Source organism: Geodermatophilus sp. URMC 60 (assembly GCF_053502585.1).
This window is the reverse complement of record NZ_CP199958.1, coordinates 5,075,506-5,089,529: the sequence shown is the minus strand read 5'-3', so window position 1 is coordinate 5,089,529 and position 14,024 is coordinate 5,075,506. Positions and strand designations below refer to the sequence as shown.

10 protein-coding genes are annotated in these 14,024 nt (G+C 73.4%); 5 read left to right on the top strand and 5 right to left on the bottom strand.

The window, feature by feature from the left end; all coding sequences use genetic code 11:
• Positions 1–112: 112 nt before the first annotated feature.
• Positions 113–568 (bottom strand): methylmalonyl-CoA epimerase, encoded by a 456-nt coding sequence (gene mce / locus ACWIX3_RS23925; protein ID WP_448609837.1) that lies wholly within the window; start codon positions 566–568, stop codon positions 113–115.
• 240 nt (positions 569–808) lie between these two features.
• On the opposite strand from mce, the gene ACWIX3_RS23920 reads away from it, so the two are divergent.
• The 5 genes from ACWIX3_RS23920 to ACWIX3_RS23900 all read left to right on the top strand — a co-directional run bounded on the left by ACWIX3_RS23920 (position 809) and on the right by ACWIX3_RS23900 (position 6,241).
• The gene (locus ACWIX3_RS23920) at positions 809–1,999 is read left to right on the top strand and encodes an acetyl-CoA C-acetyltransferase (RefSeq protein WP_448609836.1); all 1,191 of its coding nucleotides are present in this window, start codon (positions 809–811) and stop codon (positions 1,997–1,999) included.
• Entirely contained in the window at positions 1,996–3,015 is a 1,020-nt protein-coding gene (gene meaB / locus ACWIX3_RS23915) for a methylmalonyl Co-A mutase-associated GTPase MeaB (RefSeq protein WP_448609835.1), read from the top strand. The genes ACWIX3_RS23920 and meaB overlap by 4 nt, the downstream gene beginning before the upstream one ends.
• 71 nt (positions 3,016–3,086) lie before the next feature.
• Positions 3,087–4,565: a phytoene desaturase family protein gene (locus ACWIX3_RS23910; RefSeq protein ID WP_448609834.1), complete on the top strand. Its 1,479-nt coding sequence runs from the start codon at positions 3,087–3,089 to the stop codon at positions 4,563–4,565.
• 127 nt (positions 4,566–4,692) lie between these two features.
• Positions 4,693–5,217, top strand: a complete 525-nt coding sequence (locus tag ACWIX3_RS23905; RefSeq protein ID WP_448609833.1) for a MarR family winged helix-turn-helix transcriptional regulator — start codon at positions 4,693–4,695, stop codon at positions 5,215–5,217.
• Positions 5,218–5,272: 55 nt separating this feature from the next.
• Positions 5,273–6,241 carry a tetratricopeptide repeat protein gene (locus ACWIX3_RS23900; RefSeq protein ID WP_448609832.1) on the top strand — a complete coding sequence of 323 codons (969 nt, stop codon included), beginning with the start codon at positions 5,273–5,275 and terminating at the stop codon, positions 6,239–6,241.
• Positions 6,242–6,351: 110 nt separating this feature from the next.
• Here the strand turns inward: ACWIX3_RS23900 and ACWIX3_RS23895 are convergent, their stop codons facing one another.
• The 4 genes from ACWIX3_RS23895 to treS form a co-directional block, all read right to left on the bottom strand.
• On the bottom strand, positions 6,352–7,749 hold the full coding sequence (locus tag ACWIX3_RS23895) for a neutral zinc metallopeptidase (RefSeq protein WP_448609831.1): 1,398 nt from the start codon (positions 7,747–7,749) through the stop codon (positions 6,352–6,354).
• Positions 7,750–7,853: 104 nt separating this feature from the next.
• Entirely contained in the window at positions 7,854–10,709 is a 2,856-nt protein-coding gene (glgB, locus tag ACWIX3_RS23890) for a 1,4-alpha-glucan branching protein GlgB (protein WP_448609830.1), read from the bottom strand.
• Positions 10,710–10,756: 47 nt separating this feature from the next.
• Positions 10,757–12,130, bottom strand: a complete 1,374-nt coding sequence (locus ACWIX3_RS23885) for a maltokinase N-terminal cap-like domain-containing protein (RefSeq protein ID WP_448609829.1) — start codon at positions 12,128–12,130, stop codon at positions 10,757–10,759.
• Positions 12,127–13,959, bottom strand: a complete 1,833-nt coding sequence (gene treS, locus ACWIX3_RS23880; RefSeq protein WP_448609828.1) for a maltose alpha-D-glucosyltransferase — start codon at positions 13,957–13,959, stop codon at positions 12,127–12,129. Before treS ends, ACWIX3_RS23885 begins: the two co-directional genes overlap by 4 nt.
• Positions 13,960–14,024: the final 65 nt, after the last annotated feature.

Here is a 14,024-nt window from a genome sequence, read left to right as displayed (position 1 = left end):
TCCCGGGTCTTCGTCGGCTCGTGAGTCGGTGGAGCGGCAGTGCGGTGACGCGAGATGTTACCGGTCGGTAATCAGCGTCCGCGCCCACCGGTCGGGCTGTCGGGGCGGGCAGTCAGTGCGCGGACGCCGCGGGCTCGACGAGCTCGACGAGGACGCCACCGGCGTCCTTGGGGTGCACGAAGTTGACCCGGCTGTCCGACGTCCCCCGCTTCGGGGTGTCGTAGAGCAGTCGCAGGCCGCGTTCGCGCAGTGTCGCGCTGACCGCCTCGACGTCGGCCACGCGGAAGGCCAGCTGCTGCAGGCCAGGGCCGGAGCGGCCGATGAACTTGGCGATCGTCGACTCGGGGGTCAGGGGCGCGAGCAGCTGGATGCGGGTGTCGCCGTCGCCGACGGCCAGCATCGCCTCGCGGACGCCCTGCTCCTCGTTCACCTCCTCGTGCACGGAGTGCACGCCGAAGGCCTGGGCGTAGAAGGCCAGTGCCTCGTCGAGGTCCGGGACGGCGATGCCGACGTGGTCGATGGTGGTGAACAACTCGGCCGGCAGGCCGGTGCGCGGGTCGGTGGTCACGGCGGCATCCTCTCGGAAGACGTCTGAGACGTCATCGCGGGGTGGCGCGCGTCGCACACGTGGACTGCCGCACCGGACGGTGCGACGGATGCGCTACCGAAGGTGTGTGTAACGCTCGTCACGCTGGTCCCCGTGGCCCCCCGGGCGGCCTATCCTCGGCGGGATCGACGCCGTGCCCGGCCGCGGCAGTACCGACCACGAGGGTCGCCGGCGTCGGCGACCCGGCCCTGGAGGCAGCTCATGTCCCGTTCGGTCATCATCAGCGGCGCCCGCACCCCGATGGGTCGGCTGCTCGGCTCGCTGAAGGACTTTTCCGCCGCCGACCTCGGCGGTGTCGCGATCAAGGCGGCGCTGGACCGCGCCGGCATCTCCGGCGACCAGGTGGAGTACGTGATCATGGGCCAGGTGCTGCAGGCCGGCGCCGGCCAGAACCCGGCCCGGCCCGCGGCCGTCGCCGCCGGCATCCCGATGACGGTGCCCGCCATCACCGTGAACAAGGTGTGCCTCTCCGGCCTGAGCGCCATCGCGCTGGCCGACCAGCTCATCCGCGCCGGCGAGTTCGACGTCGTCGTGGCCGGCGGACAGGAGTCGATGACCCAGGCGCCGCACCTGCTGCCCAGCTCCCGCACCGGCACGAAGTACGGCGACGCGAAGCTCGTCGACGCGATGGCCCACGACGGGCTGTCGGACACCTTCGACCAGGTCGCCATGGGCGAGCTGACGGAGCAGGCGAACAGCCGGTACGACCTGACCCGCGAGGAGCAGGACGCCTTCGCCGCGGAGAGCCACCAGAAGGCCGCGCGCGCAGGGAAGAACGGCATCTTCGACGAGGCGATCACCCCGGTGCTGATCCCGCAGCGCAAGGGCGACCCGATCGAGTTCCGCGACGACGAGGGCGTCCGGGCCGACACCACGGTCGAGACCCTGTCGAGGCTGAAGCCGGCCTTCGCCAAGGACGGCACGATCACCGCCGGCACCGCCTCGCAGATCTCCGACGGCGCCTGCGCGGTGGTCGTCATGAGCGCCGAGAAGGCCGCCGAGCTGGGGCTCACCCCGATCGCCGAGATCGGCGCCCACGGCGTCGTCGCCGGCCCGGACGCCACGCTGCAGAGCCAGCCGTCGCGCGCCGTCCAGAAGGCGTGCGAGCGCGAGGGCATCGACCCCGCGGACCTCGACCTGGTCGAGTTCAACGAGGCCTTCGCGGCCGTCGCGCTCGTCTCCACGAAGGAGCTCGGGATCGACCCCGAGAAGGTCAACCCCAACGGCGGCGCGATCGCCCTCGGCCACCCGATCGGCATGAGCGGCGCGCGCATCGTGCTGGACGTGGCGCTGGAGCTGCGTCGTCGGGGCGGTGGCGTGGGTGCCGCCGCGCTGTGCGGTGGTGGCGGGCAGGGCGACGCGCTGATCCTGCACGTGCCTGCGAAGGCGTGACCTCGGAAGACGTCGCCGTCCGGCCGCCCGGCCCCGCCACCCCCCGCGGGCGGCGGGGCCGGCGTGCCGTGGACGTCCCGGACCTGGTCGCCCGCGCCCGGGACGGCGAGGCCCGCGCGGTGGCGCGGCTGATCTCGCTGGTCGAGGACGCCAGCCCGGCGCTGCGCGAGGTCGCCGCGGCGCTGGCCCCGCACACCGGGCACGCCCAGGTCATCGGTCTGACCGGCTCGCCGGGCGTCGGCAAGTCCACGACGACGACCGCCCTCGTGCGCGCCTACCGCGCGCGCGGCCTGCGGGTGGGCGTCCTCGCCGTCGACCCGTCGTCCCCCTTCTCCGGCGGCGCGCTGCTCGGCGACCGGGTGCGCATGCAGGACCACGCCGGGGACGACGGCGTCTACATCCGCTCCATGGCCTCCCGCGGTCACCTCGGCGGGCTGGCCTGGGCCACGCCGCAGGCGCTGCGCGTGCTCGACGCCGCCGGGTGCGACGTCGTGCTGGTGGAGACCGTCGGCGTCGGTCAGTCGGAACTGGAGGTCGCCTCGCTCGCCGACACCACGCTGGTGCTGCTCGCGCCAGGCATGGGCGACGGCATCCAGGCCGCCAAGGCGGGCATCCTCGAGGTCGCCGACGTCCTGGTGGTCAACAAGGCCGACCGGGACGGCGCGGACGAGACCGTGCGGGACCTGCGCTACGTGCTCTCCCTCGGCGGCCGGCACGAGCTGCCCGGCGCGTGGCGCCCACCGATCCGCCGCACCGTGGCCGCCACCGACACCGGCATCGACGCCCTGGTCGGCACGATCGCCGAGCACCGCGACTGGCTGGGGTCCTCGGGGGAGGGGCACCGCCGGCGGGCCCTCCGCGCGGCGCGCGAGATCGAGGCGATCGCGGTGGCCGGGCTGCGCGAGCGGATGGGTGACGTCCGCGGCTCCGCGGCGCTGGGTGCCCTCGCCGCGCAGGTGGTGGCGGGGGAGAGCGACCCGTTCCGCGCCGCCACGCTGCTCCTGGAACAGCTGTAGGGCGCTGCTCGCGGCAGCGTCTGCAGAGCGCTGCTCGCGCAGCCGGGAGCCACTGAGGGCACGATGACGGGGTGAACGGGAAGCCGGACGCCGTCGTCGTCGGGAGCGGGCCCAACGGGCTGGCCGCGGCCCTCCGCATGGCTGCCGCCGGGCTGAGGGTGCAGGTCGTCGAGGCGGCCGAGCGCCCCGGCGGCGGGATGCGCACCGAGGAGCTCATGCGGCCGGGCTACCGGCACGACGTCTGCTCGATCGTGCAGCCGATGGCCGCCGCGGCGCCGTTCTTCCGTGAGTTCGACCTGCCCAGCCGGGGCGTCCGCCTCGTGCAGCCGGAGGTCAACTACGCGCACCCCCTCGACGGCGGGCGCGCCTCGGTCGCGTACCGGTCGCTGGAGGAGACCGCGGCCGGCCTCGGGGCCGACGGGTCGGCCTACCGCCGGCTGTTCGAGCCGCTCGTGGCCCACGGGCAGGACGTCGTCGACTTCTTCCTGACCAGCCGGCTGCGCCGGCTGCCGACGCGCAGCGTGCCGCAGATCGCCTACTTCGGGCTCAACGGGCTGCCCAACGTCAGCTGGCTGGCGCACCGCTACTTCGACACCGAGGAGGCCCGCGCGCTCCTCGGCGGGGCCGCCGCGCACGGGATGCTCGACCTGAGCCAGCCGCTGACCTCCGCGCTCGGGATGCTGCTGACGATGCTGGGCCACCACGTCGGCTGGCCGCTGGTCGAGGGCGGATCGCAGAACCTCGCCGACGCGATGGTCACCGCGCTCGAGCAGCAGGGCGGCGAGGTGGTCACCGGGCACCTGGTCACCGACCTGCGGGAGTTCGACGGCGTCCCGGCCGTGCTGCTGGACACCACCCCCGAGGCCTTCGTCGCGATGGCGGGTGACCGGGTGCACGAGGGCTACCGCCGCTGGGTGCGCCGCTACCAGCACGGCGCCGGCGTCTTCAAGGTCGACTGGATCCTGTCCGAGCCGGTGCCGTGGACCAACCCCGACGTCCGGCGGGCCGGCACCATCCACGTCGCCGGCACCCTCGAGGAGACGATCGCCGGCGAGCGGGCCCCCAACGAGGGCCGGTTCACCGACCGCCCGTACGTGCTCGCCGTCCAGCCGACCGTGCCCGACCCGACCCGCGCGCCCGAGGGCGGGCACGTCTTCTGGGCCTACGTGCACGTGCCGCACGCCTCGGACGTCGACATGACCGGCCCCATCGAGGACCAGATCGAGCGCTTCGCGCCGGGCTTCAAGGACACGATCGTCGACCGGGTCACGAAGAACGCCGTCCAGATGGAGGCCTGGAACCCGACCTACCTCGGCGGGGACATCTCCAACGGCCAGGCGACGCTGCGGCAGATGCTCGCCCGTCCGGTGCCGCGCTGGAACACGTACAAGACCCCGGCGCGGGGCGTCTACCTCGCCTCCTCGGCGACCCCGCCGGGTCCGGCGGTGCACGGTGCCTGCGGCGACAACGCGGCGCAGGTGGCGCTGCGCGAGGTGTTCGGCGTGCCGCACCTGCCGCCGCTGCGGCCCGCTGCGCCCGCCGCCCGGTGAGGGACCACCCCCAGGGCCGACCCCTCGCAGGCTCGGGGCGGGCCCTGGAGGTGGCCTCCCGTGGGCGGTGGCCACGCCGACTCGCCGGCCGACGGGTCGGCGCGCGGCACCCGTAGCCTCTGGGGCCATGGTCCGTCCGCTGGGGTTGCCGTTCGATCCCATCGCGCGCGCCGGGGAGTCCTGGGAGCAGCGCTTCGGCCCGGCCGCGGCGATGCGGGCCGCCACCTCGGTCTTCCGGGTGCAGCAGATCCTGCTCGCCCGCTTCGACGAGGCGCTGCGGCCGCACGCGCTGACCTTCGCCCGCTACGAGGTGCTGGTCCTGCTCACCTTCAGCCGCACCGGCGAGCTGCCGCTGAAGGTGATCGGCAGCCGGCTGATGGTCCACCCGACCAGCGTCACGAACGCCATCGACCGGCTGGTCGCCGCCGGGTACGTCGACCGCCGTCCCAACCCCGCCGACGGCCGCGGCGTCCTCGCGGCGATCACCGACCGCGGCCGCGCCGTCGTCGAGGAGGCGACCGCCGCGCTGACCGCGCTGGACTTCGGCCTCGGCGACGTCCCCGACGCCGAGCTGGACGCGCTGTTCACCATCCTCGAGCGGGTCCGGCGGGGCGCCGGCGACGTGGCGGACGACGGGACCGCGGCCGGCTGAGGTAACGCCCCGGCACCCCCGACGCCGTCGGCGCCGCGGTGGGATGATCGAGGTCATGCAGCCCACCCGCCCCGGACGCCCCGACCCGCGCGCGCAGGCCCAGCAGGCACAGCTGGCCGCCTCCCTCGCCGGCGCGGTCGACCTCGCCGCCGTCAAGGCCCGCTCGGAGGCCGCGGCACGGGCCCAGGCCGCGCCGCCGCCCAGCGCGGCCGCCCCGGCCGGTGCCCCGGGGGCCGCGGTCGTCGACGTCACCGAGGAGACCTTCCAGGCCGAGGTGCTCGACCGCTCCTTCCAGGTGCCGGTCGTGCTCGACCTGTGGGCCGAGTGGTGCGGGCCGTGCAAGCAGCTCTCCCCGGTGCTCGAGCGCCTGGCCGAGGAGGGCGGCGGCTCCTGGGTGCTGGCCAAGGTCGACGTCGACGCCAACCCCGCACTCGCCCAGGGCCTGCGGGTCCAGGGCATCCCCGCGGTCAAGGCCGTCTGGCAGGGCCAGCTCGTCGCCGAGTTCACCGGTGCGATCCCGGAGGAGCAGGCGCGGCAGTTCGTCACCGAGCTGGTGCGCGCCACCACCGGTGGCGCGATCCCGGACGCCGGCGACGGCGGGCCCGCCGAGGCCGAGGACCCCCGGCTGGACGCCGCCGAGGCCGCTCTCGAGCGCGGCGACCTGACCGCGGCCGAGGCCGCCTACCAGGCGATCCTCGACGCCGAGCCCGACCACCCGGTCGCCGGTCTCGCGCTGCGCCAGGTGCAGCTGTTCCGCCGCGCCGACGAGGCCGGTCCCGACGCGCTCGCCGCCGCCGACGCCGCGCCGGACGACGTCACCGCGCAGGCCCGTGCCGCCGACTTCCTGCTCGGCACCGGCGACGTCGAGGGCGCCTTCGACCGGCTGCTGGACGTCGTCCGCCGCACCGCCGGGGACGACCGCGACCAGGCCCGCCGGCACCTCGTGGAGCTCTTCGGCGTCGTCGGCGACCAGGACCCGCGGGTCGCCGCGGCCCGCCGCCAGCTCACCCTCGCCCTGTACTGAACGGCCCCGTCCCCTCACCGCGAGCGGTGAGGGGACGGGGCCCGTCAACCACCCTCGGCGAGCTCAGGGCGGGACCCGGGACGAGGCCGCCGCGGGACCCTGCAGCGGCCTCACACCCCGACGTCGCAGGCGGCGGCGCCCTCGAAGAAGCCGCTGCGGAACAGGTCGACCAGCTGGAACCCGGTCAGCGCGACCTCGGGCACCACCGACGGGTCGGTGCCGTAGGTCAGCAGGAACTGCACGGCCTCGTCGATGTCGCCGGGGGAGATGTCGGCCGCCTCCAGCTCGTTGTTGAAGAAGGCCGCGGAGAACCAGCCGGTCAGGCACACCGACGAGCGGATGGCCGCCTCGTCGTCGGTCGAGAGCCCCAGCTGGTCGCGCGCGGCCAGGGCGTAGGGCAGCGAGGCGGCGATGATGACGGCGTAGTCGGCGTTCTGCAGCTGCTCGTATGCCGGCCCGACGAGGTCCTGCACGTCGTAGCCGACGAGGTCCTCGTCGGCGCAGAAGACCAGGTCCAGGTCGTCGGGGGCGCAGTTCGGCGGGGTGCGCTCGAACGGCTCGAGCTGCGGCGGGGTGAAGGTCTCGCCGAAGACCTGGTCGAACGACAGGCCCCAGAACTCCGGCAGGGCGTCGGCGGCGAACTGCTGCGCCAGCTGGAACGGCGCATTCCCGCCGGTGGCCGCCTCGCTCTGCGTCGAGAAGGCGCCCTGGGTGTAGGGGCGCTGGGCGGAGAAGTTGTCGCGGCAGGCGGTCGGGCCGGTCTCGAAGCCCTCCTGGAACGCCGAGATGCGGTCGAAGTAGGACCCGTGTGCCGCCTGGGTGTTGATGCTGGTACCCACGGGGTCGCGCAGCAGCAGGTAACCGCGCAGCACCTCGTCGAGCTCCGGGGTGCGGATCTGCGTGTGCGTGCTCTGCCCGTCGGCGACCCACGCCGTCCAGGCGCCGGCGAAGCAGTCGGCCTGGGTCTCCACCGAGATGGAGTAGTCGGGGTAGCCGACCCTGCCCTGCACCGCGTGGCCGAACTCGTGCGCCATCACCAGCGCGGGGATGAACCGGCCGTACTGCTCGGCGAGCTCCTGCAGGAAGGCGCGGTCGTAGCTGATCGAGTCGGAGTTCGGCGCGTCCCGGGCCTGGCAGTAGAAGGCGTTGCCCTCGACGTCACGCGGGTCGGAGCCGCAGCCGATGCCCTGCGGGAACGCGCCCGGGTCGACGTCGTTCGGGTCGACGCTGAAGTAGCCGCCTTCCAGTGGCACGAAGTCCTGCCCGAAGACGTCGGGGAACTGCTGGGCCCAGTAGGCCTCCAGGTCGGCCAGGGCGTTGCGCGCGAGGGTGTCGATGGGGCCGTCGGTGGCGCCGACGACCTGCAGCTCGGCGGAGGGGATGTCGGAGGCCGGGGGCCGGGCGGCACTGGGGAGGCCGACGACGGCGACCGAGCAGCCGGACACCAGCAGCAGCGCAGCCGTGGCGAGCAGGGCCACGGCCGCGCGGCGCAGGGAGGAGGCAGGCATGTCCCTCGGATCGTCGCATCGTGGCGGCCCCCCTGCAGGGTCCCGCCGCCGGCCCCGTCCCGGGCCCGCGTCGAGCTCGCGAGGGGTGGGGAGGACGGGTCCTCCTACTCGTGCACGAACCAGACGGTGCCCAGGGGCGGGACGGCGAGGGTCGCCGAGTACGACTGGCCGTGCCAGGGCTCCTCGACGGCCTCGACGCCGCCCAGGTTGCCGACCCCCGAGCCGCCGTACCCCTCGGCGTCGGTGTTGAGCACCTCGCGCCACGTGCCCGGCCGCGGCAGTCCGATGCGGTAGCCGTGGTGGGGGCTGCCGGAGAAGTTCGCCACGCAGGCCAGCGCCGGGGTGGTCGCGCCGTCGCCGTCCGCACCGTCCCCGGCGGCCTCCGGACGCCCGAAGCGCAGGAAGGACAGCACGTTGCCCGACGCGTCGTTCGCGTCGATCCACTGGAACCCGGACGGGTCGACGTCCAGGGACCACAGCGCAGGGGTCTCCTTGTAGCGGGCGTTGAGGTCGGTCACCAGCTGGAGGACACCGCGGTGCGCGGGGTCGTCGAGGTGCCACCAGTCCAGCGACCGGCTCTCGGCCCACTCGGCGTCCTGGGCGAACTCCGAGCCCATGAACAGCAGCTGCTTGCCGGGGTGGGCCCACATGTAGGCCAGGTAGCCGCGCAGGTTCGCCAGCTGCTGCCACCGGTCGCCGGGCATCTTCCGCAGCAGCGAGCCCTTGCCGTACACGACCTCGTCGTGGCTGATCGGCAGCACGTAGTTCTCGGTGTAGGCGTAGATCATCGAGAACGTCAGCTGGCCGTGGTGGTAGCTGCGGTGCACCGGCTCCTTGGACATGTAGGCCAGCGAGTCGTGCATCCAGCCCATGTTCCACTTGAAGCCGAAGCCCAGGCCGCCGAGATGGGTGGGGCGGGTGACGCCGGGCCAGGCGGTCGACTCCTCGGCGATGGTGACCACGCCGGGGACCTCGCGGTACACGGTGGCGTTCATCTCCTGCAGGAACGCCATCGCCTCCAGGTTCTCCCGCCCGCCGTGCACGTTGGGCACCCACTCGTCACGCGAGTAGTCCAGGTAGAGCATCGAGGCGACCGCGTCGACGCGGATGCCGTCGACGTGGAACTCCTTGCACCAGTACAGCGCGTTGGCGACGAGGAAGTTGCGGACCTCGGAACGGCCGAAGTCGAAGACGTAGGTCCCCCAGTCCAGCTGCTCGCCACGGCGTGGGTCGCCGTGCTCGTACAGCGGGGTGCCGTCGAAGCGGGCCAGCGCCCAGTCGTCCTTGGGGAAGTGCGCCGGGACCCAGTCGACGATGACGCCGATGCCGGCCTGGTGCGCGCGGTCGACGAGGTAGCGGAAGTCGTCCGGGCTGCCGTAGCGGGCGCTGGGGGCGTAGTAGGAGGTGACCTGGTAGCCCCACGAGCCGCCGAACGGGTGCTCCGCGACCGGCATGAACTCGATGTGGGTGAACCCGTGCTCCACGACGTAGTCGACCAGTTCGTCGGCCAGCTGCCGGTAGGACAGCCCCTGTCGCCAGGAGCCGATGTGCACCTCGTAGATGCTCATCGGCCGCTGGTGCCAACCGTCCTGCGCCCGCTCGGCCAACCAGTCGCCGTCGGCCCACTCGTGCCGCGACTCGGTGACCACCGACGCGTTCAGCGGCGGCACCTCGGTCTCGAAGGCCAGCGGGTCGGACTTGTGCCGCCAGACGCCGTCGCGGCCGAGCACGTGGTACCGGTACCGCGTGCCCACCGGGATGCCGGGGACGAAGACCTCCCAGACGCCGGAGGAGCCCAGCGACCGCATCGGGTAGGCGCGCGCCTCCCAGTAGTCGAAGTCGCCGGTCACCCGCACGCCCTGCGCGTTGGGCGCCCAGACGGCGAAGGAGACGCCCTCGACCGGGCCGCGCGGGGTGTCGTAGCGCCGCACGTGCGAGCCGAGCACCTCCCACAGCCGCTCGTGCCGGCCCTCGCGGATGAGGTGCTGGTCGAGTTCCCCGACGGTGGGCAGCCAGCGGTAGGGGTCGTCGACGACGAAGGTGTTGGTGCCGCCCTGGCCGTCGCCGTAGGTCACCTCGACCCGGTAGTCGCCGGGCTGCTCGGGCAGGTGGGCCTCGAAGACGCCGCCGGGGTGCAGCCGGCGGGTGTCGTAGCGGGAGCCGTCCTCGTCGACGACGGTCACCGAGGCCGCGTCGGGCCGCAGCGTGCGGACCACCCAGCCGTCGCGGGCGGGGTGCGTCCCGAGCACGCTGTGCGGGGCGTGGGACCAGCCGTCGACGACGGCCCGCAACTGCTCCTCGCCGACTTCGGCGGGCGCCTCCTTCTGGGCCAGGCCCTCCGCGGCGGGCTCCTGACCCTCGGGGACGGTCACCGCCGCCACCTCCGCCCCGGCCCCGGCCGCAGCGTCCTGCGCAGGCGCGTCATCGGTGGACGGGGCCTCGGCAGGCGTGGTCTCGGCAGGGCTGGTCTCGGCCGGGGGCGTGCCGCCGTCCTCGTCCGGCGCCTGGGGGGTGTTCGGCTCGGCCGGGTCGGGGCTCGGCGGCTCGGGCTGGCCGGCCGGGGCGCCGGTCGGGCTGCCGGGCTCGGCGATCGGCGCCGGAGCCACCACGGGCGCGGCGGTGCCGCCCTGCTCGGCCACGACGTCGCCCTGGGTGGCCTTCTCGCGCGGCGCGCGCTTGGTCGCCTTCTCCGGCGACCCCGCGTCCCCCGCCGCCTTCTTCGCGGTCGTCCTGCGGGCGGTCGTCTTCTTCGCCGGCGCGGTCTTCTTGGCCGCGGGGGCCTTCTTCGCCGCGGCCCGCTTGCGCGCCGGGGTGGCGTTGACGATCGGCCCCTCCACGGCCGCCTCGGCCGCCGCGGTCCTCTCCTCGACGACGGCCTGCAGCTCCTCCCGCGTCGCGGGCGGGCGCGCGCCGGTCTGGGGTGAGTCGGTGGTGCGCTCGGTCTCGTCCGGGGATGTCATCGCTCGCCGTCCTCTTCGGTGCCGTATCGGTGGTCGTGCCGCGCGCGTCAGTCCGCGGTGGTCAGCCGGGACAGCGACTGCAGCGGGATCATCAGCCAGTGCGGGCGGTTGCGCGCCTCGTAGACGCACTCGTAGACGGCCTTGTCCGCCTCGAACGCCCGCAGCAACGGACTGTTGCCGCACGCGTCCATCCCGCTCGCGGCCGCGTAGCCCGCGCAGAAGGCGCTCCGGTTGCGCTCTGCCCACTCCTGGGCGCGGTAAGCACGTTGTTGATCACCCGGCTGCTCCACGAGCATGTGCCGGGCGGCGTAGTCGAAGCTGCGGAGCATGCCGGCGACGTCGCGCATGGGGCTGTCCAGCTCGCGCCGCGAGGCCAGCGGGCGGGCGGGCTCGCCCTCGAAGTCGAGCACGATCCACCCGGTGGCGGTGCGCAGCACCTGGCCCAGGTGCAGGTCGCCGTGGACCCGCTGGCGGACGACCGGCTCGGGGCTCCCGGCCACCGCCGCGTAGACCGCACGCAGCCCGTCGGCGTGCCCGGCCAGCTGCGGCACGACCTCGATCGCGGCGTCGAGTCGCTCGTTCATCTGCCGGGCGACCGTGGTGAACCAGGCCGGGTCGGCCTCCTCGGTCGGCAGCACCTGCGCCATGTCGGCGTGCACGGAGGCGGTCGCCGCGCCCAGCCGCTCGCTGTCGGCGGCGAAGTCCCCGCCGACCTCGTCGGCGTGCAGGTCGCCCTCGGCGTAGAGGTCGCGCACGCTCGCCGTCGCCAGCCGCCACCCGTCGCTGGCGTTGGGCACGAAGGTCTGCAGCATGAACACCGTGGCCGGCGGGGTGCCGGCGTCCCGGTCGTGGTCGATCTCGGCGTGGCCGAGCAACGGCGCGATGTGCGGGTTGTCGGTCCGGCGCAGGGCGCTGTGGATCTCGACGTCCGGGTTCAGGCCGGGCTCGAGCCGGCGGAACAGCTTGAGGATGGCCTCCTGCCCGTAGACCAGCGAGGTGTTGCTCTGCTCGGTGGAGACTATGTCGCCGGGGAGCCCGGCCGGGATCTCCGCGCCCTCGCCCGGGACGAACCGCATCGGGCCGACCGTCGCCCCCTCGGCGAGGTGGGTGAGCCAGGTGGCGGTCGCCTCGCGGTCGCGCATCGCGTCGTAGGCGTAGTTCTCGCCGTTCTCGTGCGGGAGGGTGCCGATGAGGGCCGAAGCCAGCTCCTCGGCCGGGCGGTCCCGCCAGGACACCGGCACCAGGTAGGTCTCGGTGGCGCCGTCGGTGTAGGTGACCGTCACCCGGTGGATCGACAGCACGGGGTGGGAGCGGTCGAGGAAGAAGCTCTCCTCCGCGACGTCGGCCCACTCCCGTCCCTTGCTGCCGAACCAGCGCTGGGACGGCATCCACTCCTGGAGCAGTCCGGTCAGGGCGTTCATCGGGGTCCTCCCGTGCCGGCCGTGCCGCCCGAGGGCGGTTCCTCCCCGGTGCCGACGAGGCCGGCCGCGAGCAGGGAGTCCGCGACCGAGGTGTCGTCGGTCTCGGCCGGGTTCTCGACCGGCTCGGCCGGCTTGGCCAGCTCGAACCAGTAGAAGCCGTGGCCGGACAGGGTGAGCATGTAGGGCAGGACGCCGATCTGCGGGAACTCCACCCGGCCGGTCAGCTCGACCGGGGTGTAGCCCTCGAAGCGGCGCAGGTCGAGCTCCACCGGCTGCGGGAACCGGGAGAGGTTGTTGACGCAGAGCACGACGTCGTCGCCGAACTCGCGGACGAAGGAGAGCACCGTCGGGTTGCGCGACCCGATCTCGGCGTAGGTGCCCCGACCGAAGGTCGGGTGCTGCTTGCGGACGTGGATCATCTGGCGCAGCCAGTGCAGCATCGAGTTGGTGTTGCGCAGCTGCGACTCGACGTTGGTGACCTGGTAGCCGTAGACCGGGTCGGCGTTGAGCGGCAGGTACATCCGCTGCGGGTCGGCGGTGGAGAAGCCGCCGTTGCGGTCCGGCGTCCACTGCATCGGGGTGCGGACGCCGTCGCGGTCACCGAGCCAGATGTTGTCGCCCATGGCGATCTCGTCGCCGTAGTAGAGGACCGGTGAGCCGGGCAGCGACAGCAGCAGCGCGTTGAACAGCTCGAGGGTGTCCATGTCGTTGTCGAGCAGCGGGGCCAGCCGGCGGCGGATGCCGATGTTGGCCTTCATGCGGGGGTCCTTGGCGTACTCCGCCCACATGTAGTCGCGCTCCTCGTCGGTGACCATCTCGAGGGTCAGCTCGTCGTGGTTGCGCAGGAAGATGCCCCACTGGCAGTTGTCCGGGATCTCCGGCGTCTGCGCCATGATCTCCGAGATCGGGAACCGCTGCTCCCTCCGGACGCCCATGAACAGGCGCGGCATCACCGGGAAGTGGAAGGCCATCTGGCACTCGTCGCCGTCCTCGCCGAAGTACTCGACGACGTCGGCCGGCCACTGGTTGGCCTCGCACAGCAGCACGCGGTCGGGGTAGTCGGCCTCGACGACCTTGCGGACGTGCTTGAGGAACTCGTGGGTCTTGGGCAGGTTCTCGCAGTTGGTCCCCTCCTCCTCGTAGAGGTAGGGGACGGCGTCGAGCCGGAAGCCGTCGATGCCCAGGTCCAGCCAGAAGCGCAGGGCGTCGATGATCGCCTCCTGCACCCGCGGGTTCTCGAAGTTGAGGTCTGGCTGGTGCGAGAAGAAGCGGTGCCAGAAGTACTGCTTGCGCACCGGGTCGAAGGTCCAGTTCGAGCTCTCGGTGTCGACGAAGATGATCCGCGCGTCGGCGTACCGGGTGTCGTCGTCGCTCCACACGTAGAAGTCCCCGTAGGGGCCCTCGGGGTCGCTGCGGCTGGCCTGGAACCAGGGGTGCTGGTCCGAGGTGTGGTTCATGACGAAGTCGATGATCACGCGGATGCCGCGGGCGTGGGCGGCGGCGAGGAACTCGGTGAAGTCCTCGATGTCGCCGAACTCGGGCAGCACCGCGGTGTAGTCGCTGACGTCGTAGCCGCCGTCCCGCAGGGGGGAGGCGAAGAACGGCGGCAGCCACAGGCAGTCGACGCCGAGCCACTGCAGGTAGTCCAGCTTGTCGATCATGCCGCGCAGGTCGCCGACGCCGTCGGCGTTGCTGTCGGCGAAGCCGCGGACCAGCACCTCGTAGAAGAGGGCGCGCTTGTACCACTCGGGGTCGGTGCCGGGTGCCGGCAACGCCGACGGCGCCGCCTCGGGACGGCCGGCGGGGAGGTCGGGGACGGGAACGGTCATCGGGAGGAGTAGCCCCTTGGGTCGTGCGTGTGTGGGTAGGTCGCGGCCCGCCTGCAGGCGCTCGC

Bases quoted from the DNA above. Each gene is read 5' to 3' on its own strand.
- ACWIX3_RS23920 (WP_448609836.1), top strand. From the start codon at position 809: ATGTCCCGTTCGGTCATCATCAGCGGCGCCCGCACCCCGATGGGTCGG.
- ACWIX3_RS23905 (WP_448609833.1), top strand. From the start codon at position 4,693: ATGGTCCGTCCGCTGGGGTTGCCGTTCGATCCCATCGCGCGCGCCGGG.
- ACWIX3_RS23900 (WP_448609832.1), top strand. From the start codon at position 5,273: ATGCAGCCCACCCGCCCCGGACGCCCCGACCCGCGCGCGCAGGCCCAG.
- ACWIX3_RS23895 (WP_448609831.1), bottom strand. From the start codon at position 7,749: ATGCCTGCCTCCTCCCTGCGCCGCGCGGCCGTGGCCCTGCTCGCCACG.
- glgB (WP_448609830.1), bottom strand. From the start codon at position 10,709: ATGACATCCCCGGACGAGACCGAGCGCACCACCGACTCACCCCAGACC.
- ACWIX3_RS23885 (WP_448609829.1), bottom strand. From the start codon at position 12,130: ATGAACGCCCTGACCGGACTGCTCCAGGAGTGGATGCCGTCCCAGCGC.
- treS (WP_448609828.1), bottom strand. From the start codon at position 13,959: ATGACCGTTCCCGTCCCCGACCTCCCCGCCGGCCGTCCCGAGGCGGCG.